18 protein-coding genes and 2 pseudogenes are annotated in these 20752 nt (G+C 60.9%); 12 read left to right on the forward strand and 8 right to left on the reverse strand.

Features of this window, described 5'->3' with window-relative positions:
* Positions 1-1045: 1045 nt before the first annotated feature.
* From M3I54_RS32770 to M3I54_RS32795, 6 genes are all read left to right on the forward strand, one after another.
* Entirely contained in the window at positions 1046-3544 is a 2499-nt protein-coding gene (locus M3I54_RS32770) for a glycogen/starch/alpha-glucan phosphorylase (protein WP_254343304.1), read from the forward strand.
* A gap of 491 nt (positions 3545-4035) precedes the next feature.
* Positions 4036-4518, forward strand: coding sequence for a hypothetical protein (locus M3I54_RS32775; RefSeq protein ID WP_254343305.1), 483 nt, complete (start codon positions 4036-4038; stop codon positions 4516-4518).
* A 154-nt stretch (positions 4519-4672) separates the two neighbouring features.
* Positions 4673-4999, forward strand: coding sequence for a hypothetical protein (locus M3I54_RS32780; protein ID WP_254343306.1), 327 nt, complete (start codon positions 4673-4675; stop codon positions 4997-4999).
* Between the two features lie 119 nt (positions 5000-5118).
* Complete coding sequence (locus tag M3I54_RS32785; RefSeq protein ID WP_254343307.1) at positions 5119-5301, forward strand: hypothetical protein; 183 nt, start codon at positions 5119-5121, stop codon at positions 5299-5301.
* Between the two features lie 107 nt (positions 5302-5408).
* Positions 5409-6140, forward strand: coding sequence for an alpha/beta hydrolase (locus tag M3I54_RS32790; protein WP_254343327.1), 732 nt, complete (start codon positions 5409-5411; stop codon positions 6138-6140).
* Positions 6141-6485 carry a hypothetical protein gene (locus M3I54_RS32795; protein WP_254343308.1) on the forward strand — a complete coding sequence of 115 codons (345 nt, stop codon included), beginning with the start codon at positions 6141-6143 and terminating at the stop codon, positions 6483-6485. It abuts the gene before it with no gap.
* Between the two features lie 77 nt (positions 6486-6562).
* On the opposite strand, the gene M3I54_RS32800 is transcribed toward M3I54_RS32795, so the two are convergent.
* Complete coding sequence (locus M3I54_RS32800; protein WP_254343309.1) at positions 6563-8089, reverse strand: FAD-dependent oxidoreductase; 1527 nt, start codon at positions 8087-8089, stop codon at positions 6563-6565.
* Positions 8090-8552: 463 nt separating this feature from the next.
* On the opposite strand from M3I54_RS32800, the gene M3I54_RS32805 reads away from it, so the two are divergent.
* From M3I54_RS32805 to M3I54_RS32815, 3 genes are read left to right on the forward strand one after another with little or no spacing between them, the layout of a single operon-like run.
* Positions 8553-9992, forward strand: a complete 1440-nt coding sequence (locus tag M3I54_RS32805) for an efflux transporter outer membrane subunit (protein ID WP_375542258.1) — start codon at positions 8553-8555, stop codon at positions 9990-9992.
* Positions 9993-10029: 37 nt separating this feature from the next.
* Positions 10030-11181, forward strand: coding sequence for an efflux RND transporter periplasmic adaptor subunit (locus M3I54_RS32810; protein ID WP_254343313.1), 1152 nt, complete (start codon positions 10030-10032; stop codon positions 11179-11181).
* A gap of 11 nt (positions 11182-11192) precedes the next feature.
* Positions 11193-14246: an efflux RND transporter permease subunit gene (locus M3I54_RS32815; RefSeq protein WP_254343314.1), complete on the forward strand. Its 3054-nt coding sequence runs from the start codon at positions 11193-11195 to the stop codon at positions 14244-14246.
* Between the two features lie 15 nt (positions 14247-14261).
* Here M3I54_RS32815 and M3I54_RS32820 read toward each other — a convergent pair whose 3' ends face one another.
* Entirely contained in the window at positions 14262-14426 is a 165-nt protein-coding gene (locus M3I54_RS32820; protein WP_158762296.1) for a zinc ribbon domain-containing protein, read from the reverse strand.
* Between the two features lie 632 nt (positions 14427-15058).
* Between M3I54_RS32820 and M3I54_RS32825 the strand changes: the two genes are divergently transcribed.
* On the forward strand, positions 15059-15262 hold the full coding sequence (locus M3I54_RS32825) for a hypothetical protein (protein ID WP_254343315.1): 204 nt from the start codon (positions 15059-15061) through the stop codon (positions 15260-15262).
* A 324-nt stretch (positions 15263-15586) separates the two neighbouring features.
* Here the strand turns inward: M3I54_RS32825 and M3I54_RS32830 are convergent, their stop codons facing one another.
* The 3 genes from M3I54_RS32830 to M3I54_RS32840 form a co-directional block, all read right to left on the reverse strand.
* Positions 15587-16039 carry a VOC family protein gene (locus tag M3I54_RS32830; protein ID WP_254343316.1) on the reverse strand — a complete coding sequence of 151 codons (453 nt, stop codon included), beginning with the start codon at positions 16037-16039 and terminating at the stop codon, positions 15587-15589.
* Positions 16040-16198: 159 nt separating this feature from the next.
* Positions 16199-16843, reverse strand: a complete 645-nt coding sequence (locus M3I54_RS32835; RefSeq protein WP_254343317.1) for a hypothetical protein — start codon at positions 16841-16843, stop codon at positions 16199-16201.
* Between the two features lie 181 nt (positions 16844-17024).
* Positions 17025-17171 carry a hypothetical protein gene (locus M3I54_RS32840; RefSeq protein ID WP_254343318.1) on the reverse strand — a complete coding sequence of 49 codons (147 nt, stop codon included), beginning with the start codon at positions 17169-17171 and terminating at the stop codon, positions 17025-17027.
* A 20-nt stretch (positions 17172-17191) separates the two neighbouring features.
* On the opposite strand from M3I54_RS32840, the gene M3I54_RS32845 reads away from it, so the two are divergent.
* Positions 17192-17506, forward strand: a complete 315-nt coding sequence (locus tag M3I54_RS32845; RefSeq protein ID WP_254343320.1) for a helicase — start codon at positions 17192-17194, stop codon at positions 17504-17506.
* 350 nt (positions 17507-17856) lie between these two features.
* Here M3I54_RS32845 and M3I54_RS32850 read toward each other — a convergent pair whose 3' ends face one another.
* The 3 genes and pseudogenes from M3I54_RS32850 to M3I54_RS32860 form a co-directional block, all read right to left on the reverse strand.
* The gene (locus M3I54_RS32850) at positions 17857-18555 is read right to left on the reverse strand and encodes a substrate binding domain-containing protein (protein WP_254343322.1); all 699 of its coding nucleotides are present in this window, start codon (positions 18553-18555) and stop codon (positions 17857-17859) included.
* 94 nt (positions 18556-18649) lie between these two features.
* A complete protein-coding gene (locus M3I54_RS32855; RefSeq protein WP_254343328.1) occupies positions 18650-19732 on the reverse strand; it encodes an alpha-hydroxy acid oxidase in 1083 nt (360 codons plus the stop codon).
* A gap of 179 nt (positions 19733-19911) precedes the next feature.
* Positions 19912-20505, reverse strand: a pseudogene (locus tag M3I54_RS32860) (glutathione S-transferase family protein); the annotation flags it as partial.
* A gap of 89 nt (positions 20506-20594) precedes the next feature.
* On the opposite strand from M3I54_RS32860, the pseudogene M3I54_RS32865 reads away from it, so the two are divergent.
* A pseudogene (locus tag M3I54_RS32865) lies at positions 20595-20752 on the forward strand (IS5/IS1182 family transposase); the annotation flags it as partial.

Raw genomic sequence — 20752 nt, forward strand, 5'->3', positions numbered from 1 at the left:
CAGGTAGTGCTGACGCGGATGGCCGGAGGGCGCGCGGCCGGCGAAACTCCAGCGCTCGTGCGCCCATTTTCCTGGAAGGCGAGGAATCAAGCGGCCCAGGTTGTGAAACTGGTATGGACCGACCATACTCCCTGTAACGCCCCCCGGATTCGCCAGATTCGCACCGTGAAAGGGATGCCGGAATCATATGCTTTAAGACCCATCACGTTCGCCAGGACTCCCAAAGTCGCCGCCGTTACCTGACGTGCCATTGTGCAACATGGCGCTGGCGCACCATGGCATCTGCACTGCGCCGGACACCGTCCCGGTTTGGACCCATGCATTCCTCTGTGCCTGACCGATGACGGTGACCCCGTTAGCGTGCCGTTTTATCACCCAGGCTGGTGCGGCGCGCTGCTTGTGCGCGTCTTTGACCGACATTATGCGGGGCCATCAAAAAGCGGGCGTTGGGCAATGCAACACGTCAGTCGTTCGCGGGATGACTGGATAGCGTATTACGGAGCGGATGGTGCAGGAGACGACTCTTCAGGAGTTCGAACCTGTACCAGAGGGCCTGTAGGGCCAGCTTGAGCGGCTGAAGCGCCGCTTCGCAGTAACCTTAAGCCGCAGGAGGACAGCGATGACGACGTTGGTACGGCGATACTTCGTGTGCATCAACGGACACGAAGGCGAAGAGGTGGCGTGCGAAGACGATCAACAGTACTCGTCTCAGTGGGAATCGATTCGCACGACCGGACTGGTGGACAACGGTACGGACTTGCACGGGTACACATGCTATAGGTGCAAGACGTGCGGCGAGACCATGTCGGAAACCGGGAAAAGGTGACTTATAGAAGACCTGAATTGTGGTTCGACGTTCTGCATGGACGCGCGTGATCAAAAGCTGCAACCGGAAATTGAGAAACGGCGAGTTTGGATCATTCTCTTCATCAAACGGCTAACAGCCTTCGATATCCTGCATCTTGCGAAACCCGATGCCCGCGCGCAGGCGTCGGGTGGCCCTCGGCGTGGCAAAGCTTGAATCGATGAAACATGGTGGAGCATCGTGGCCATCACCCCGACGTCAGGCGCGAATCCGAGCGCCGAATCCGCGCGTAGTGGCCTGAGCGGCGACGCGTTGCGGCGCGGCGTGCTCGACAATCTGATCTGCCTGCAGGCCCGCACGCCGGGCATAGCCACGCCGCACGACTGGTACATGGCGCTCGCCTATAGCGTGCGTGACCGCATGCTGGCACGCTGGGCTGCGACGATCCAGACCTATGCCGAGCGCGATTTACGGGTGACGTGCTACCTCTCTGCCGAGTTCCTGATTGGACCGCAACTGGGCAACAACCTCGTCAATCTCGGTATCGGAGACAATGCGCGCGACGCCATGCACGCGCTCGGTCAGGATCTCGACGAACTACTGGCGCTCGAAGAGGAGCCTGGGCTCGGAAATGGCGGGCTCGGCAGGCTCGCGGCCTGTTATCTGGATTCGCTCGCGACGCTCGAAATTCCGTCCGTGGGCTATGGCATCCGCTATGAGTTCGGTATCTTCAATCAAGAAATTCGCGAAGGCTGGCAGGTCGAAGTCACCGACCTTTGGCTGCAAAAGGGCAATCCATGGGAGATCGTGCGCCCAAACGTGAACTACTACGTCTCGTTCGGCGGACATACTGAAATGTGGAACGACGCGCAAGGCCGCCTTCGCGTTCGCTGGCTGCCTGCGCGCATGGTCAAGGGCGTGGCTTGTGATACGCCGATGCCCGGCTTTCGGGTCAATACGTGCAACACGCTGCGCCTGTGGAAGAGCGAGGCTATCGAGTCCTTTGGCCTCGAGGACTTCAATGCCGGCGACTACTACCAGGCGGTGCAGGAAAAGGTGATCTCCGAAACGCTGTCCAAGGTGTTGTATCCGAATGACGAGCCCGAAGTCGGCAAGCGACTGCGCCTTGCGCAACAGTACTTCTTCGTCTCGTGCTCGCTGCAGGACATGTTGCGTCTGCTCGATCTGAAGGGCGAACCCGTTTCGCGCTTCGCCGAGATGTTCACCGCCCAACTGAACGATACGCATCCTGCCATCGCCGTCGCTGAACTGATGCGCCTACTGGTGGACGAGCGGCTGCTCTCCTGGGAAGAGGCATGGGACATTACGCGGCGCACGCTCGCCTATACCAACCATACTCTGTTGCCCGAAGCGCTGGAGACCTGGGGGTTGCCGCTTTTTGGACGGTTGCTGCCGCGTCCGCTCGAGATTATCTACGAGATTAACCGTCGTTTCCTCGACGAGGTGCGGCAGATTTTCCCGGGTGACGAGCCGCGTGTGGCGCGCATGTCGATCATTGACGAGGCGGACGGGAAAAACGTGCGCATGGCCCACTTGTCGACCATCGGTTGCCACGCCGTGAACGGTGTTGCTGCGCTGCATTCTGCGCTTCTCACGCAGACCGTGCTGCGCGACTTTGCGCAGATGTGGCCCGAACGGTTTCTCAACGTCACGAACGGCGTCACGCCGCGCCGCTTCATTCTGCTCGCCAATCCGGGCCTTGCCCGCCTGCTTGACGAAACGGTGGGCGAGGGGTGGGTCGCCGACCTCACGCGGCTTCGGAAGCTAGAGGCGTACGCGGACGATCCGGCGTTTCGGGAAAAGTGGCGTGCAGTCAAGCGGTCGAACAAAATGGTGCTGGCGGAGCGCATCCGCGACGTGACGAACGTCATTGTGGATCCCGAAGCACTCTTCGACATTCAGGTAAAGCGCATTCACGAGTACAAGCGACAGCATCTGAACGCGCTTTATATCATCACGCTTTACCAGCGTCTGCGCCGTAATCGGGAGCGGGGTTGTGTGCCGCGCTGCTTTATCTTTGGCGGAAAAGCGGCACCAGGCTACAAGATGGCGAAACTGATGATCCGGCTGATCACGGGCGTCGCCGAAGTCGTGAACAACGACCCCATAATGGAGGGCAGGCTGAAGGTTGTGTTCCTTCCCAACTTCAATGTGAAGAACGCGCAATTCATCTATCCCACCGCCGACCTGTCCGAGCAGATTTCGACGGCTGGCAAGGAAGCATCCGGCACCGGCAACATGAAATTCATGATGAACGGCGCGCTCACGATCGGAACACTGGACGGCGCCAACGTCGAGATCCGCGAGGAAGCGGGTGACGAAAACTTCTTTCTGTTCGGTCTGACTGCCGAACAGGTGGAATGCGTCAAACGCGAAGGCTATCGACCCGCGCAATATGTCGAACGCAATGCGGAGTTGCGCGACGTGCTGGACCTGATTGCCGGCGGATACTTTTCGCGTGGCGACCAGCAGGTGTTTCGTCCACTCGTCGAGAACCTGATGCGGGTGGATCCATTTCTTGTGCTCGCCGATTACGCCGACTATGTCGCGTGCCAGGAGCGCGTGAGCGACGTCTGGAAAGACGAGGCGCGCTGGACGCACATGTCGATCCTCAACACGGCGCGCTCGGGGAAGTTCTCGTCGGATCGTGCGATCGGCGAATACTGTGAACGGATCTGGAAGATTGCACCCGTGCGAATCTGCCTTGATCAACCATGATATTGAACGCGATCCGCGCCAGGCGGTGCGAGCCAGGTCGCGGGGTTACGCCGGTGCATCCGCCCGGATGGGACCGTCGGAAGCAGCCCTGTAGTGCAGAGCGACCCTGCTGGGTGCTGTTGCGCACCAGAACTGTGCCGCGCTGCGCCGCCGTGCAGCGATATCCACGCCGGCGACGGGCGCAACGGACTGGCACAGCACTTGCGTTGCACTGCACCAAGGCGAGTCAACGGCGATTCGCTCCGTAGCACTGAACATCACGCAATACTGAGCTGCCCGGCAACGGGCTCACTGGGCAACGGCGTCCTGCGTAACGGGTTGAAAGACCTGATGCGCAGGACGCCGTTCTCGTTTTGGTCGACACCCTATGTCAGGCAAAGCCACCCGCATCGAACTCTTGAGTCTCTCGAGGTGCGCCCCGTGCTGGGCGCGGGTGGCAACGTTGGTGCAGTCGCGGCCGGCTTTCTGATGAAGGGCATTGGCGACGGTCTATGGCGGCGGAATGCATACTCGCGCTGGCCCGATTGACCATACGCGATGGAACGAAAACCAGGGACGATAAAATCACCATGTTCGAATTGAGTTGTTTTTGCGCTCTCGCGTTAGTTACGCTTGCGATCGCTAGCCGGATGATCGTGCTCATTCACGAAGAGAATGACGACACGACGGTTTTCCTCGAAATGCAGCTGGCATTGCATGTCGCTTTGATTCTGGTTTTGGCGATGACTTTCGACGCTGGGATCAAACCGGAATGTGTGTGGCTCCGCCACAAGTTGCCGCATGGCGGTACGCAGGCAAACCGGACGATTGCTGCAGTGCTTGCCGGATTGGAATGCGTTGTATTCGTATTTGTCGTTCCATGGGCCCTGGTTGCATTCGAACGGTTGCGACGCGATTTATTGACAACTCGCCGGGTCACCAACGACTTGATGGATCGACTCCGCGTCGAACGGAAGGAGTCGGCGCTGATGTGACGGCTGGCAGACCCACCTGCACTGGCAGAGGTGATAGATTGTCAATTGGCTCGTCGTCGCGAATCAACGGCGCTTCGCTGCTCGCGATCCGAGTTTATGACCCCCGTGATCATCGCGTAACGGCGGTAAGAAGAACCTCAAGAAAGGAGCTGCCATGTGCCGTCGATACATCGCTGCCGCTGCCTTCCTCATCCCCACCTTGTCGCAAGCATTCCAGCCTCTAGCTATTCCCGAATGTCAGGCTGCAGGCCCTGATGCTTCAGTTCAGGAAACGATTGACGCCGCAAAATGCCGAGCCCGATGGCTTCTCGCTGGCGCCTACAACCGGACGGAAGGAGACGCGATGAGCGCGGTCTCGGAGTGCGCCGGGACATTCGATGAGGTGCTAAATCATGGTTTGACCGAAGGTGTTTCGCACGACAAGCTGGTAGTCATGTGTGCCGACACCGCGATGCACATGGGCATCATGAAACTCGACTAGTCGTATGTATGCATTCTGCGTCGCCTGGCGGCATCGCGATGGCTGGTTAAACGTACAGTCTCGCAAGCCCCGGGGGGAACGGTTAGACTGATTCATCCGATGTCTACGCGGAGCAAATCATGGTCGCCAAGACGGTCCGCCGTGCATTTTCTGGCTTGACTTCCGCGTTCACGTCAATGCCCAAAGCAGGGCAACGGACCGCGCGCACCCTGAAATCTGCGCAGCAGCATGCCGATGAAGCGTGGAAACGCACGTTGCATGGAGGCGGTATCGTCGCGCATCGGAAGATTCCAAAGCCGTGAACTGCGGAAAGTAGAAGCAGTTCGAAGCGATGAACGTCGCCGGGATGCTCGGGAGGAATGGGGCCGCGTCTAGCCTTCGCGGGTCGGTCCTTTTGGAAGGCGTTGCCATGTTGCAGGAACGTTTTATCTACTTTCCTGAGAAGGTTGCAATCGAGGACGTCGTCTCCGATCGACTTGTGACCTGGCCGACTACGGAGGCGTTCCGAGGCCTCGCTGGCGAACCGGCCGGAACCGTGCGCGCCACGGCCATTATCTTTCATGGCAATGCGGGGCACGTAGGGCACCGGTCCTTCTATGCCTCTGTGCTTAACCGACTGGGACTGCGCGTGATTCTCGCAGAATATCCGGGCTATGGGCCACGCGAAGGCTCGCCAAACGAAGAATGTCTGGTCGTCGATGCGCAAGAGACTATTGGGCTTGCGCATCGTCTCTACGGCGCCCCCTTGCTGCTTATCGGGGAATCGCTCGGAGCGGGCGTGGCCGCAGCGGCGGGCTCGCGCGAACGCGACAAGGTCGCCGGCCTGATGCTCATTACGCCGTGGGATAAGCTCGAGCACGTCGCCACCTTCCACTACCCATGGGCGCCCGTGAAGTGGCTGATGCATGACCGATACGACAGCGTGACCCACCTCGCTACGTTCGGCCAACCCGTTCTCGTCGTGGTGGCCGAACGCGACAGCATCGTCCCGGCGCGCTTCGGCGAAGCGCTACACAGCGCGCTGCCCGGTCCGAAACAGCTGAAGATCGTGGAGGCGGCTGACCATAACGACTGGATTGGCCATGTCGACAATAGCTGGTGGCGGGAGGCGATCAGCTTCCTGCACGCGCCTGACCAATAGATGAGATCCCGCTCTGTCCCGCCCAAGGGTGAACGCTTCTACGTCCTCGATGCGAAGAACAGGCCTGTCGAGGTGTTCGACCGCAGCGAGTGGTCGCGCTGGATGGCCGAGAACGAATTGATCTTTCGCCGCACGTTGCTCGAAGAGTCCGGCGTGACGGTCACGACGCGCTTTCGCGGTGTGGCCGACGCGAGGGCTGGGGAACCCGCGCTCTTCGTGACGCGAATCGCCGGAATGGAAGTGCGAGATAACAACGAGAGTTATGGCGCCGGCACGCTCGAAGAGGCGCTCGCGCAGCACGAACGCATCGTTCAGAAAATCCTCAGGAGTCTGACCGGGAAGTGACCGGTGCATAAATTCACGGCTGTCTGCTGCGAACGATCCCAGCCTGGCGAGGAATCCGTTTGCGATTCGTTCCGGCGTCAACGTAAGTCGCGCTCCATCTCGACTTCTGCCCGCAGACTTTCTACATCGCGATAGATAGAGGCTACGGCGACGACACGTCCGTCTCGCTTGTAGCGCAGGAAACAGTCGCGTCCCGCAATATCGCCGTCAACTGAAATCTCGTCCCAACTGTCCGCGTGCCCGAGATAGTTGATCGGGACATCGTAGTGCTGGCTCCAGAAGAATGGCACGGCGTCAAACTTCTCCCGTCCGCCGATCAAGTTCATCGCCGCCGTTTGTCCCTGGCGCTGCGCGACGACCCAGTGCTCCACGCGAATTGCCGTGCCACTGTGCGGATCGGGCCAGCGAGCGATGTCGCCGGCAGCGAAGACGCCAGGCGCGCTGGTCTGCAAGCAGGCATCGACCACCACGCCGCGGTCGATCGCGAGGCCGGCTTGCTCAGCCAGTGCCAGTCGTGGCCGCACGCCGACGCCGACCACCACCAGATCGGCCTCCAGTTTGCCGCCCGCCTTGAGCGATACATGCTGCGGATCGATTGCGCTGGCGGTGTTCCCGAGGTGGAAGACGACGTCGTGTTCTTCGTGCAACCGCTGCACGAATTCACCCATCTGCGGCCCCAGCACACGTTCCATCGGACGCTGCTCCGGCGCCACGACGTGGACTTCAAGTCCACGCGCGCGCAATGACGCCGCCGCTTCCAGTCCGATGAAGCTGGCTCCGATGACCACCGCGCGCCGCGCGTTCGCCGCGCGAGCGATGATGGCGCGGCTGTCGGCCAATGTGCGCAGGGTATGCACGTGCGGCAAATCCATGCCGGGGATAGGCAAGCGAACCGCTTCGGCTCCCGTGGCCAAAAGCAGACGGTCGTAGGGCACCTTGCTCCCATCCGCGAGTTCCACTTCCTGCGCGGCGACGTGAAGGCGTGTGACGCCGGCGTTCAGCCGCAGATCGATGCGTTGATCTGCGAAAAAAGCATCATCTCGAAGCGGCAACCACTCCTCTGGCGCGCTGCCGGCCAGATAGTCTTTGGAGAGGTTTGGCCGGTCCACCGGCGGCGCCTCGTCGTCGCTCAGCATCGTGAGACTGCCCGCGTAGCCGAGGCGCCGCAGACGCTCGGCAGCAGCGAAACCTGCAGCCCCTGCGCCGACGATCACGATCTTCTGTGGCGCTCCGGCCGGCGAGGTCACGGAAGCAGCGGGCGGCGCTTTTTTGTGCAGTACGACAACCTTGTCGCCCCGGATCTCCGTAGACCAGCACGCGACAGGGCTGAGCGCAGGAGCCCGCACCGCTTCCCCCGTGCGCAGGCTGAAGCACGCGTGATGCCATGGGCACCGTACCGTGTCCCCGACGATCAACCCTTCGGCGAGCGGGCCGTGGTAGTGAGTACAGGCAGCGTCAATAGCAAAGAATTCATCACCGAGCCGTGCAATCAGCACCGCGTCATTACCGACGTGTCCTGACAACAGGCCAGCTTCGCCGAGAGATTCGATGGGCACGCCTTGTGCCAGATCAGGACCGCTTTCATTCGATGCATCACTACTCATGTCGACCTCCACGGGCACGTGACCCAGCCCATGCACCACCACTAGCGTCCAGGGGCAGCCACTCCCAATGTTAGTCCAGGTTGATCAGAACTCCGTGACCGGTGGCAACCACAAACAGCACCTCGTATCGGGAGATATCAGTCCGCTTTCGGGACCCTTTCAGTCATCCGAAAGCTTCGGGATTCCGCCATTCGGCGGGCACCTGCGGTGAGGCTTGGGCCCCTGGCAAGTCCGTTCGCGGGTCGCGTGAACATGTTGTGGCATGATTTCAAACTCTGCATCTGCCGTTTCGTTCGTATTCCGCGCAGTGAAACAAGGTGGATCGATGATCGATGACGTCAACCACGGTTTCAGTCGCAGCCGCTTGCACTGGCATTCGCGCAGTGTGTCTCGCCGCCATGCAGCCTGCGAGACGGTCACGCGTGCTGCATGGGTCACTGTCCTGATCGTCTCGTCCGGCTGCATGGTCGGCCCGAATTACCATACGCCCGCGCCGCCCGCTACCGGCACTTACACGTCCACGCCGCTACCCGATCAAACGGCCTCGGCGCCGGGCGCATCGGGTCTCCCGCAACAGTTCGTGGCCGGCCAGGACATTCCCGCCCAGTGGTGGACACTCTTTCATTGCGAGCCGCTCGACGCGCTGATCCGCGAAGCGCTTGCCAACAGTCCCAACGTTGCCGCGGCGCAAGCGGCGCTCAGGCAGGCCGGCGAAAATCTTCGGGCGCAAATGGGCACCACGCTGTATCCGTCCGTCGACGCGACGGCCAATGCGACCCGCGAGAAGTTCAGCGGTGTCACGTTCGGCGAGCCGCAGCTCACGGAACTGCTGAACCTCTATAACGCATCGGTGAGCGTGTCGTACAACCTCGATGTGTTCGGAGGCGGAAGGCGCGAGCTCGAATCGTTGCGCTCGCAGGTCGATTACCAGGGCTTCCAGTTGCAAGCTGCGTATCTCGCGTTGTCCGCGAACATCGTGACGGCGGCCATCAAGGAAGCCTCGCTGCGGGAGCAGATCGAAGCGACCGCGCGCATCGCCGACGACGAAGACGCGCAACTCGGCATCATGCGCCAGCAGCTCGAACTGGGCGGCGTGAGCCGCACAACGGTGCTTGCGCAGGAAACGCTGGTGGCGCAGACGCGCGCGACATTGCCGCCGTTGCGTCAGTCGCTCGACCAGACCCGTCACCAGCTCGCGGTCCTTGCGGGCAAGCCGCCGAGCGATACGGGCGTGCCCGAGTTCAAGATGTCGATGTTCACGCTGCCGCAAACGTTGCCCGTCAGCGTGCCGTCTTCGCTCGTGCGGCAGCGCCCCGACATTCTCGCCGCCGACGCCACGCTGCATCGGGCGAGCGCCCAGGTCGGCGTCGCGACAGCGAACATGTATCCGCAGCTCACGCTCTCCGCGAGTTACGGTCCGCAGGCGCTGACGCCCGCGGGCCTTCTTAAGTATGCCGACATGATCTGGAGCATCGGCGCAGGCATCACGCAGCCGATCTTTCACGGTGGCCAGTTGAGCGCGCAAAAGCGCGCGGCAGAAGCTGCGTTCGACGAGGCCAACGCGCAATACCGTCAAACGGTGCTGCTCGCATTCCAGAACGTCGCTGATACGTTACGCGCGCTCGAGCACGATGCAACCGGCCTGCGCGCGCAGACGCAAGCATGGCGTGCTGCCAGCGATTCGCTCGACTTGACGCGTGGCCAGTTTCGCATCGGCGGCGTCAGCTATCTGGCGCTGCTCGATGCACAGCGTCAATACCAGCAGACGGTCGTGAATCTCGCGCAGGCGCAGGCTGCGCGCTATGCGGACACGGCGGCGCTGTTTCAGGCGCTCGGCGGCGGCTGGTGGAACGACACGGCGACGAGCCAGGCAGCCCAGCCCACCCAGGCTATGCCGAAATGAATCCTTTCGCAGTGGCCGCCCCTGCCAGGACATGACGATGACGACAAAAAAACCGATGGCAAAGCGGATGATCATCATGCTGATCTGCGTGGGCATACTGCTCGGCGCGCTGGTCGGCTTCAATCTGTTCAGGGCGCACATGATCCAGAAGTTCATGGCGAGCGACGCCGCGCCGCCCGCTACCGTCACGGCCGCTATCGCAAGCTATCAAACATGGCAGCCGCAGCTTGCCGCAGTGGGCAGCCTGCGCGCGGTGCGCGGCGTCGACGTGACGACGGAAGTGGCCGGGCTTGTGCGCGAGATCGCGTTCAACTCGGGCCAGGAGGTGAAGACAGGCCAGGTGCTCGTGCGCCTGAACGACGATTCGGACCGCGCACAGCTCGCGTCGCTGCAAGCAGCGGCGGACCTGGCGCAAACGGTCTACAAGCGCGACAAGGCGCAGTTCGATATTCAGGCGATTGCCAAGGCGCAGCTCGACGCCGACGCCGCCGACCTCAAGAGTAAAAGAGCCCAGGTCGATCAACAGGCCGCCCTGGTCGAAAAGAAGACGATTCGTGCGCCGTTCTCGGGGCGCGTCGGCATCACGACGGTCAACCCCGGCCAGTACCTCAATCCGGGTGACGCCATCGTCACGCTGCAAGCCATCGACCCGATCTACGCAGACTTCTTTCTGCCGCAGCAGCAGCTCGGCCAATTGCAGGTTGGCCAGACCATCGTCGTCGATACGGATGCGTTCGGCAACCGCACGTTCGATGGCAAGATCCGCTCGATCAATCCGCGCGTGGACAGCACCACGCGCAACGTCCAGATCGAGGCGACCGTCGACAATAGCGAGCGCAAGCTGCTGCCCGGCATGTATGCGAACGTGAAGATCGATGCGGGTGGCGTGCAGCGCTATCTGACCTTGCCGCAAACGGCGATCACCTATAACCCGTATGGCGCGACCGTGTTCATCGTGAAGGCCGGCGAACAAAAGAATGCGCAAGGTAAGATCATGCCCGTCGCGCAACAGGTATTCGTCACGCCGGGGCCGACGCGCGGCGACCAGGTCGCGATTCTCAAGGGCATCAGCGAAGGCACGCAGGTCGTGACGAGCGGCCAGCTGAAACTGAAAAACGGCACGCCCCTCGTGATCGACAACCGCGTGCTGCCTGCGGACAGCCCGAATCCGACGCCTCAGGAACAATAGAAGAGCGCGCGATGAAATTCACCGACATCTTCATTGAACGCCCGGTGCTCGCATCGGTGGTGAGCCTGCTGATACTCGTGCTCGGCTTGCGCTCGCTTGCGGCGCTCAAAGTCAGCGAGTATCCGCAAACCGAAAACGGCGTGGTGACGATCACCACCGCGTACTATGGCGCGAGCGCCGACACGATGGCGGGCTTCATCACGCAGCCGCTCGAAGCCGCGATCGCGCAGGCACAGGGCATCGACTACATGTCGTCGACGAGCACCACGGGCGTGTCGACGATCACCGCGACGCTGCGCCTCAATTACGACTCCAATCGCGCGCTGACAGAGATCAACACGCAGATCGCTTCGGTGCGCAACCAATTGCCGCCGCAGGCGCAACAGCCGGTGCTGACCGTGCAAGTGGGTCAAACCACCGACGCGATGTACATGGGCTTCTACAGCAACGTGCTGCCGAGCAACAACGTCACGGATTATCTGCTGCGTGTCGTGAAGCCGAAGCTCGACTCGGTCCAGGGCGTGCAAACGGCGGAAGTGCTCGGCGGCCGTCAGTTCGCGCTGCGCGCATGGCTCGACTCGAGCAGGCTCGCCGCACACAACGTGACGGCCGCCGACGTCTTCACGGCGCTTGGCAATAACAACTATCTGGCGACGCTTGGCACGACCAAAGGCCAGATGATCAGCGTCGATCTGAATGCGGGCACCGACCTGCATTCCGTCGAGGACTTCAGGAAGCTCGTCGTCAAGCAGAAGAACGGCGCGATCGTGCGCCTCGAAGACGTCGCGAACGTCGTGCTCGGCGCGGACAATTACGACTTCAACGTCGCGTTCAGCGGCAAGCGATCGGTGTTCATCGGCATCAAGGCGGCGCCCGACGCGAACGTGCTCGATGTCGCGAAGCGCGTGAGAACGATCTTCCCGGACCTGCAGAAGCAGTTCCCGACCGGCATGACGGGCGACGTCGTCTACGACGCGACCGACTTCATCAACACGGCGATCGCAGAAGTGGTGAAGACGCTCGTCGAGGCGCTGCTGATCGTGACCGTCGTGATCTTCCTTTTCCTTGGCAGTTTGCGCGCGGTGATCGTGCCCGTGATCGCGATGCCGCTCTCGCTGATCGGCACGTTCTTCGTGATGCAGGTGCTCGGCTATTCGATCAATCTGCTGACACTGCTTGCGCTCGTGCTCGCCATCGGCCTCGTCGTCGACGATGCGATCATCGTGGTCGAGAACGTCGACCGGCATATGAAGGAGGAGGGCAAGCAGACTTTCGATGCCGCACTGATCGCGGCGCGCGAACTCGGCGGCCCGATTCTCGCGATGACGGTCGTGCTGATCGCCGTGTACGTGCCCATCGGCTTTCAGGGCGGACTGACTGGCGCGCTTTTCACCGAGTTCGCGTTCACGCTGGCGGGCGCCGTCACCGTGTCGGGCGTGATCGCGCTGACGCTTTCGCCGATGATGTGCTCGCGCTTTTTCCGCACGGACCAGCAGTCGGGTCGCTTCGCGCGCTTCGTCGACCGGCAGTTCGAACGCGTGCATCACGGCTACCGGCGTCTGTTGCATGCAATGCTCGACACGTGGCCCGTGTTCGTCGTGATGGGTGCGCTGCTCCTGTGCGGCACCGTGTATCTCTTCATGACGTCGCAATCGGAGCTTGCACCTCAGGAGGACCAGGGCATCGTTCTATCCCAGATCCTGGGTCCGCCGAACGCGACGATCCAGCAGATGCAGACCTACGCGGATCAGGTCTTCGAGATCTCGAAGCAGTTGCCCGAATACTCGCAGATGTTCCAGCTCACGGGCGTGCCGACGCTGAATCAGGGCATTGGCGGCGTGCTCTTCAAGACGTGGGACGAGCGCAAGAAGGGCGCGACGCAGTTACAGCAGGAATTACAGCAGAAGTGGAACGGGATCGCGGGCGCGCGTGTCGCCGCATTTCAGTTTCCCCCCCTGCCGGGCGCGCAAGGATTGCCCGTGCAATTCGTCATCAGCACGACGGAGCCGTTCGGGAACCTCAACGAAGTGTCGCAAGCCGTCCTGCAAAAAGCACGCGAAAGCGGCATGTTCTTCTTCGTCGACAGCGATCTGAAGATCGACAAGCCGGAAAGCGTGCTGCTCGTGGACCGCGACAAAGTCGCTTCGCTCGGTCTGACGCAAAGCGATGTCGGGCAGACGCTGGGCGCGGCGCTCGGCGGTAACTTCGTCAACTACTTTTCGATTGCTGGCCGATCATACAAGGTGATTCCGCAGGTGCTTCAAACGGACCGGCTGAACCCATCGCAAGTGCTCGACTATTACTTGCGCACGCCCGATGGCAGCGTGATTCCAGCATCGACGGTCACGCATCTGAAGCGCAACGTCGTGCCCGAGTCGATCAATCACTTCCAGCAGCTCAATTCGGCAACGATTTCCGGCGTGCTCGCGCCGGGCATCTCGCAGGGCGAAGTGCTCGACTTCCTGCGCAAGGCCACCAGCGACGTCGCGCCGACGGGCTACACGGCCGACTATTCGGGTTTGTCGCGGCAGTTCGTGCAGGAATCTGGCGGCTTCGTGACCACGCTGTTGCTGGCGACGATTATCGTGTTTCTCGCACTCGCCGCCCAGTTCGAGAGCTTTCGCGATCCGGTCGTGATTCTCGTTTCGGTGCCGATGGCGCTGTTCGGCGCGCTGATCTTCATCAACGTGGGACTCACGACGCTCAACATCTACACGCAAGTGGGCCTCGTCACGCTGATGGGCCTCGTCAGCAAGCACGGCATTCTGATCGTGCAGTTCGCGAATGAACTGCAACGCACGGGGCGCAGCAAGCGTGAAGCGCTCGAAGAAGCGGCTGGCGTGCGTTTGCGGCCGATCCTGATGACGACGGCCGCGATGGTGCTGGGCGTCGTGCCGCTTGTGATCGCATCGGGTGCGGGCGCGGCCGGCCGCAACGCGATGGGACTCGTGATCTTCACGGGGATGTCGATCGGCACGCTATTCACGCTGTTCGTCGTGCCCGCGATGTATATGTTCCTCGCCGCGGACCATCATCGGGACAGGGAGCATCCGGAGCAGACCTGAGCAACTGAAGAGATTTCAGGATTTTCTGGATGTTTTCGCCACAAATGGTGTGGGTATGTGCTGAACCTTCTCGCTTCCACACTTCGGGCAAGGCGGATGAGCGGTTACATGTTCAGCAAGATGCTCGGCATGCTCGAACATCTCACCGCACTTCTCGCACCTGTACTGGTAAGTCGGCATGGTATTCCTCTAACGAGAATCCGGGCGAGAACCCGTTCTAGTGCAGGCAATGGGTGCGCTCTTCGGTGTCGGCCCGCGCCGCCAGCTAGTGCTTGCGATGCATCCAGCTCAAGTGATGCGTGTCGAGCCACTGGCTCAGGCTCTCTCCCGGGTGATCGCGCCTGTAGCGACGGGACAGGGCCATGACAACGACAACGAGAACCACAAGGCCAACCCAAAAACTGATCATTGACTGAGTCATGGCAGCCTCCTTCGGGAATGCGACCATGCCTGAATTCTAGTGCCGAGGCGGCGGAATTCGCCCAGAAAGTTGTCGCGGCGATCATTTCCGATCAGCGCGCGTAGCACGGATCACGTCCGCAACCCTGTGGTATGTCTATTCCCATTGCCTAAAATGAAGTGTTGCGGGGGCAGGGGCAGCAGGGCCGTACCCCACGCGGCTCTCCCGAACGTTGCCTGTAACGGGGAACCGTGATGGCGAGTTATGTAGGGCTTGCACAATTCACCGATCAGGGCATCTGCGCGATCATCGGCAAGCTGCCTTGATCTTGTGACCTGCCGACCGCGTAACCCATGCTCCCCGCCGCGCTGCGCGGGCGACGCGACCCGTGTTTTTCTATCGAGGAGGTCACATGAAGACCCAGGACAAAGGCGACGTGCGTGCATTCGTGCAGACGGCCGAACAGATCGGCGGATGGGTGTGGGTTATCTCGCTCGTCGACTTCGATGCGCGCGAAGTGCGGCGCTCGCTCGTAGCCGAAGAACCCTTCTCCACGGAGCGCGCGGCGAAGGACGCGGGCCACGCTCGTCTCGAAGCGCTCGCACACGATCAGTAGCTGCGCCCATGTGTGCAGCGGGTTAACGCACGTTGCGCCGCATTCATGAAGGTATCCTGAATACATTGCGGGCATGGAGCAGGCAGGAGAGGGCGCTCGGCGGCTGAGGTAATTTGCCTTGAGGGCGGTCCCACTGTCCGTCCATTGCCTGCCAGTCCCAGTTCGATCCTTGGTCACCTCCGAGGCGTACGGGCTTTCACGTCCGCGCCAGCTAATCCCCGCCGTCGCCAGGCATATGGCCGTTCTAATATTGGATTGCGAACTCGCTGCTACTCCCCGGGGACGACCCATGACAACCGGACCGGATTGTCCTGCCCGATGTAGTCATCGACGCATTCGGGAAGTCGTGCTTTTCTCTTCCCGCATCGATGGCGTAAAGGTAATTCCTACCAGCAATCCTTCCGGCCCGATGAAGCGACTGACGGTCTGGCCCCACGGCTCATTCCGGTTCCTGACCAGCATGCGATACCCTCGTGATTCAAGTTCTGCCGTAGCCGCTTCGACGTTGTCGACATCGAACTCGATCCAGGCTTGCGGGATGGGTACGTCACGAGGCCACGAATCCGTGCCGAAGCACGACTGGGCGGCCTGAGAGAGCGGCCACAAAGCGAAAGTATTTGCGCCTCTCAGACTCTCTGTATGGAGGTAGCCGCCTTTCTCTTCCTCGAAGGGGATACCGAAGTCCCGGCTGTAGAGCTCGCGGCTTGCCTGGGCTTCAATCACAATCGGGCCAAAGCCTGCGATGAACAGGGCCGTGGTTTTGGGGACCTTTTCCATGGCTTCTCCTTTGCTGCGAATGAGCGGCGCCATGCGGAACGAACATGTCCGCCCGCGCCCGTCGAACTGATGTGGCGGCCAGGCGATCGCGCGGGTTCGGTAGCGCTCGCGGCATCGACTGTGTGCGTCACGTCACAGGCGTACGCCTTCAAAAGTCGCTCAGTTCTGGATGTTTTCCTCGCAGTCTTCCCAGTACCGAAGCGGGTCGAGATGTTGTGGATAGCGTAAGTTGAGCCACTCTGAAAGCCTGGTCCAATCTGGATGGTTGGTACCGGTTTGAGCAGACCAGATCGACGACCGTTCAAGAATTTGACCGTTCCCGCGATCACGGACCAGCAAACTGCCTAGTCCGCTTGAACTGTTCGTCTGTGACTCAACCAGATACCTTGGCAAGATCCTGAGCTCAGCATCCTCGGCCCATCCGTATACGGCGCGGACCACTCCAGAGGGATCTCGCAGCTCTGTGGGTCCGCTTGCCGGGCGAACGGCCGTCCATCCTTCAGGGAACTCGGTGACAACCTGGTTTTTACTTTCCCTCACCCACTTCAAGCGCCATGCCCGCGCCATCGACTCGCGCATGCGAGACACCGACTCGTAGCCAGCAGGCAACTCGATTGCCATCGGAAGAGCGATAAGGTTGTCTTTCCAGAGTCTGGTTTCGTCGTCGACGCGCTTAACCTCGTCGAACATCGCTGCCTCAAATGGGTTCTCGGGCCGGCTCGATACTCTCGCCTTCCCTTGAGGCAATCCCTCAAAAAGGCGCTCAGCATCATGCCGGGTAAGTTTCGTCTTTCCTTTTTTCATTTTGTCTCTCTACAGCAAGGTTGCCATCAACACCTGGGCTCTGACGACCGAAATCAGGCGCCACTTTCTCTCACGCGCTTGAACACGCTCGCGATCCTATTCTGCGCCATTCGCTTGTTAACGGCTTGCGGCCGCAATGACGCGGCCGGCGCGGCCATCGTCCGGACCCGCTATCTTTCAGCTACGGGTTCGCCTGGAAATACGGCAACAACGTTACCAGCTTCACGGTGTCGCCCGTTGCATTGCCTTCGCTGGACGGCGAATGAACGGGGGGGAGCAGGATGGCCGTCCGGAGATAGTCGGTTACGTCCAGTGTTAGAATCGTCACCTTTTTCCTGGAAACAACAAATGTCCTGGTTCATCTATGAAGTGCCCGAATACAACGAAGACGGGGCGCGCATCGAACCCTTCAGCGACCTGCGTAGCCGCGTCCTGAAAGTCAGTGGGCAGGCAATGGCTGACGAACTGGAGAGCATCCGCCAGAACGCCGCGACGACGGCGGACACACCCACGCGCCCGCTGCGTGCTGCGGAAAATCCTCACGTCTTCCCGATTCCCTATGCCGACTCCATGATCCTGGTCGGGTTCATTTTCGAACTGAAACGCGAGTTCCGACATCTGGTGGTGTCACCCGTCGAAATGCCCTGGCTAAAAGACGCGTAAAAATCGGGACGACCGAAGCAGCCTCAAACCTGAGAGACAAACTACACGGCCGGCGGCGTCATGTCGGGAAGCCGTTTCAATGACCCGGACGCCTGATTCCGATTCTTCAATTGTGCCACCGCTTGGCGAAGCAGATCGTTGGCGATTTCAGGGGCCCGAACGGCCGAATGTGGCCGTACCCTGGAAATTTGCAACAGCTCGGCAGACGGTCAGCAAACTATCGCATCGACCGGTTGAACCCGCCGTGAATCAACGGTCATTGGCCACGGCAGCAAACCAGCGAATTTGGGCTGAAGCGCAGCCCGTGCGAACTCGCGGCGTCGCGTGAGTCACCGGCGGCCTAATCTGCGTTACATCGTCAAGTCTGCGTCAGCAAGCACGGACGCGGTTGGCGCCATATCGCTTTCGTCGAGCGTTTGTGGAATGAAGTCTTGCAGAAAATCTACCCAGCTTCTGATCTTCGCATCCAGATACTCGCGAGATACGTAAAGAACGCGAATGTGAGTCTCATTCATGCGATGCGTCGGCAGTACGCGTAGCAGCGTGCCGTTGCGCAGCCACGGCATCGCAGTCCATAGCGGCAGCGCGCCAATGCCTCGGCCGTCGCGCAATGCAAGCGCCATGGCTTCCGCTACGTTGACCTGAAAGGGCGACGGAGGAAGCTCAAAGGTTTCCGTGCCATGAGGACCATCCAGATTCCATCGACTCTGCGGGAATACCGGACTACTGGTGCGCATGCAGGTGTGAGCGGCGAGGTCGGCCACCGTGGAAGGGATGCCATGCCGGGTGAGATACGAAGGCGACGCGCACAAAACGTTACAGGTCTTCGCGACCGGGACAGACACGAGTCCGGAGTCCGGCAATTCAGTCGCGCCCAGGTGAATCGACACGTCGTAGCCTTCTTCGATCAGGTCGGGAACGTGCTGTGAAAGCGTCAATTCGACGGAGACTTGCGGAAACAGCTCCTGGTAGCGCAGGACCGCGGGCATCACATAGTGCTGACCGAAACTGGCGGTGGCATGTACGCGCAGGCGACCCGACGGCTGCAAGTGTGCATTCGATGCCTCCGCCTCCGCCTGATCCTATAGGCGGCCGGTTTCCGACACCAGCAGGGCCACACGCCATTCAGTCGGAACGCGTCGTTCAGGCCAGTATTGCGCGACCAATCTCGCGAATCGCCACCGTGCCGAGCATTGCCATGTTTCGGTCGACTTCGTCCCTGAGAAGGCCGATTGCATGCCGAACACCCGACGCGCCGCCCACCGCCGCGGCATACATGAACGGGCGCCCGGCGAATACGAACTGCGCACCGAGCGCGAGCGCCTTCAGAACATCTCCGCCGCGCCGGATTCCGCTGTCCATCATTACGACAGTCTTGTCACCAACCGCATCGCAAATCTGCGGCAATACGGATAGCGGTTCGACCGCCCCGTCCAGTTGGCGCCCTCCGTGGTTCGACACGATGATCCCGTCCGTGCCAATCGCGACTGCGCGCCTCGCGTCGTCCGCGTGAAGGATGCCTTTGATGACCAGATTCCCGCTCCAACGCTGACGAATGCTTGCGATGTCCGACCATGACAGATGGTCGCGTCCGGTGGTGTCGCGTACCGCCGAAGCGGACAGCATCGGCGCCCCTCGCGTCGCGAACGAGTTCTCGAAGTGGGACATGCCGTGATGGATCAGCGTTCGGGCGAAGGTGCCAAGCAGCCAGCGCGGATGGGAAATGCCGTCCATCGCGAGACGCAGCGACGGGCGCAACGGCAGCGAGAAGCCCGTGCGCACGTCGCCGGGGAGATAGGCCTGAAACCAGGTGCGCGGCGCTGCTGCCTGCACCGTCTCCATCGGAATGAGCGAGGAACCGCTCATGATCGCAGGGATATTTTCATCCATCGCGGCCGTGGCCAACGCAATGTCGCCTCGATATGCCGAAATGGCACTAATTCCGACCGGTGCGATTCCGAACGGGGACGAGTAGGTGTGGTTGAAGATCGTTGTCTGCTGTGATCGGTGAGACACGTCGACAAGCACTCTCGTGCGGAACTTCAAGCGTTCGAACGCAGCGCGATTCGCCGCGATCGACATTTCGTCCTCCGCTGCGCCGGAAATATAGCCGAAGAGCGGACGCGGCAGAACGCGCCGTGCCGCCCCCTCGAAGTCCGCGAGTGAGTGGATCTGGCGCAGCCGCCGGGGGAGATGTTGCTTGACCCCGTAAGCCGCTTGTTCAATTCGCCCGACGGGCGTCGTCTCAGCAGGCGGCGGGAGCTTTCTCCTGCCGTTCGCGCATTCGTGAAGGAATCCCTTGCGCTGCTCACCGGTCGTGCCCCATCAAACCCAACTTGAATTGAGCTCGCGCGCCTGTTGGTGACTGCCCATGGAGAGTTAATCAGGATGGCTATGTAATTATTTTAATCAAGCTTGACCTCGAAGCCGCGTCGTACCGCGGGGCGCTCGAACATTGCGTCGTACCATCGCTTGACGTTTGGGTAGTCTGCAAGATCGACCTTGTGCCGCTCGTGTCGCCACGCCCAGCCAACGATGGCAAAGTCGGCGATCGAAAGGTCGCCAGCCACGTACTCATGGCTGGCCAGCCTTTTATTCAGCACCGAATAAAGCCGCCGTGTTTCGTCTGAGAAGCGTTTGAGACCGTAGCGTCTATCGTCTTCTGACGCGAGGGCGGCAAAGTGGTGCACCTGCCCGGGTATAGGCCCGAACCCGCCCATCTGCCACATCAGCCATTCGATCACGGGCACCCGCTCGCGTAGGCCGCGTGGGAGAAATCGGCCAGTCTTTTCCCCAAGATAGAGAAGGATCGCGCCCGATTCGAACACGCTGATGGGCTGACCATCGGGGCCGTCTGGATCGATGATGGCCGGAATCTTGTTGTTCGGGCTGATGGATAGAAATGACGGCTCGAACTGCTCGCGGTTGGCGATATTTACAGGCCGAACGATGTACGGCAACGCCATTTCCTCGAGCGCGACGCTGGCCTTGCGGCCATTAGCAGGTTGCTGAAGTACCGCTGAAACATGTCATCGCGCAGAGTTCGTGAAGCGTTGATAGATGAACCACCACTTACCCACTGGAGATCATGCGCGGCGCCGACACTTTCACCGAGAGTTTGTTTTCCGTGCGCAAGCTGGACGACTTCGTCCCCAAGTCGCATCCGTTGCGTTCGATCCGCGTAATGGCGAACGAAGCGCTGGCGAAGATGGATCGACTGTTCGCCGAGATGTACGAAGCGGACAT

The sequence above is a fragment of the Paraburkholderia sp. CNPSo 3274 genome, assembly GCF_024206475.1.
In the GTDB taxonomy this organism is placed as follows: Bacteria; Pseudomonadota; Gammaproteobacteria; order Burkholderiales; family Burkholderiaceae; genus Paraburkholderia.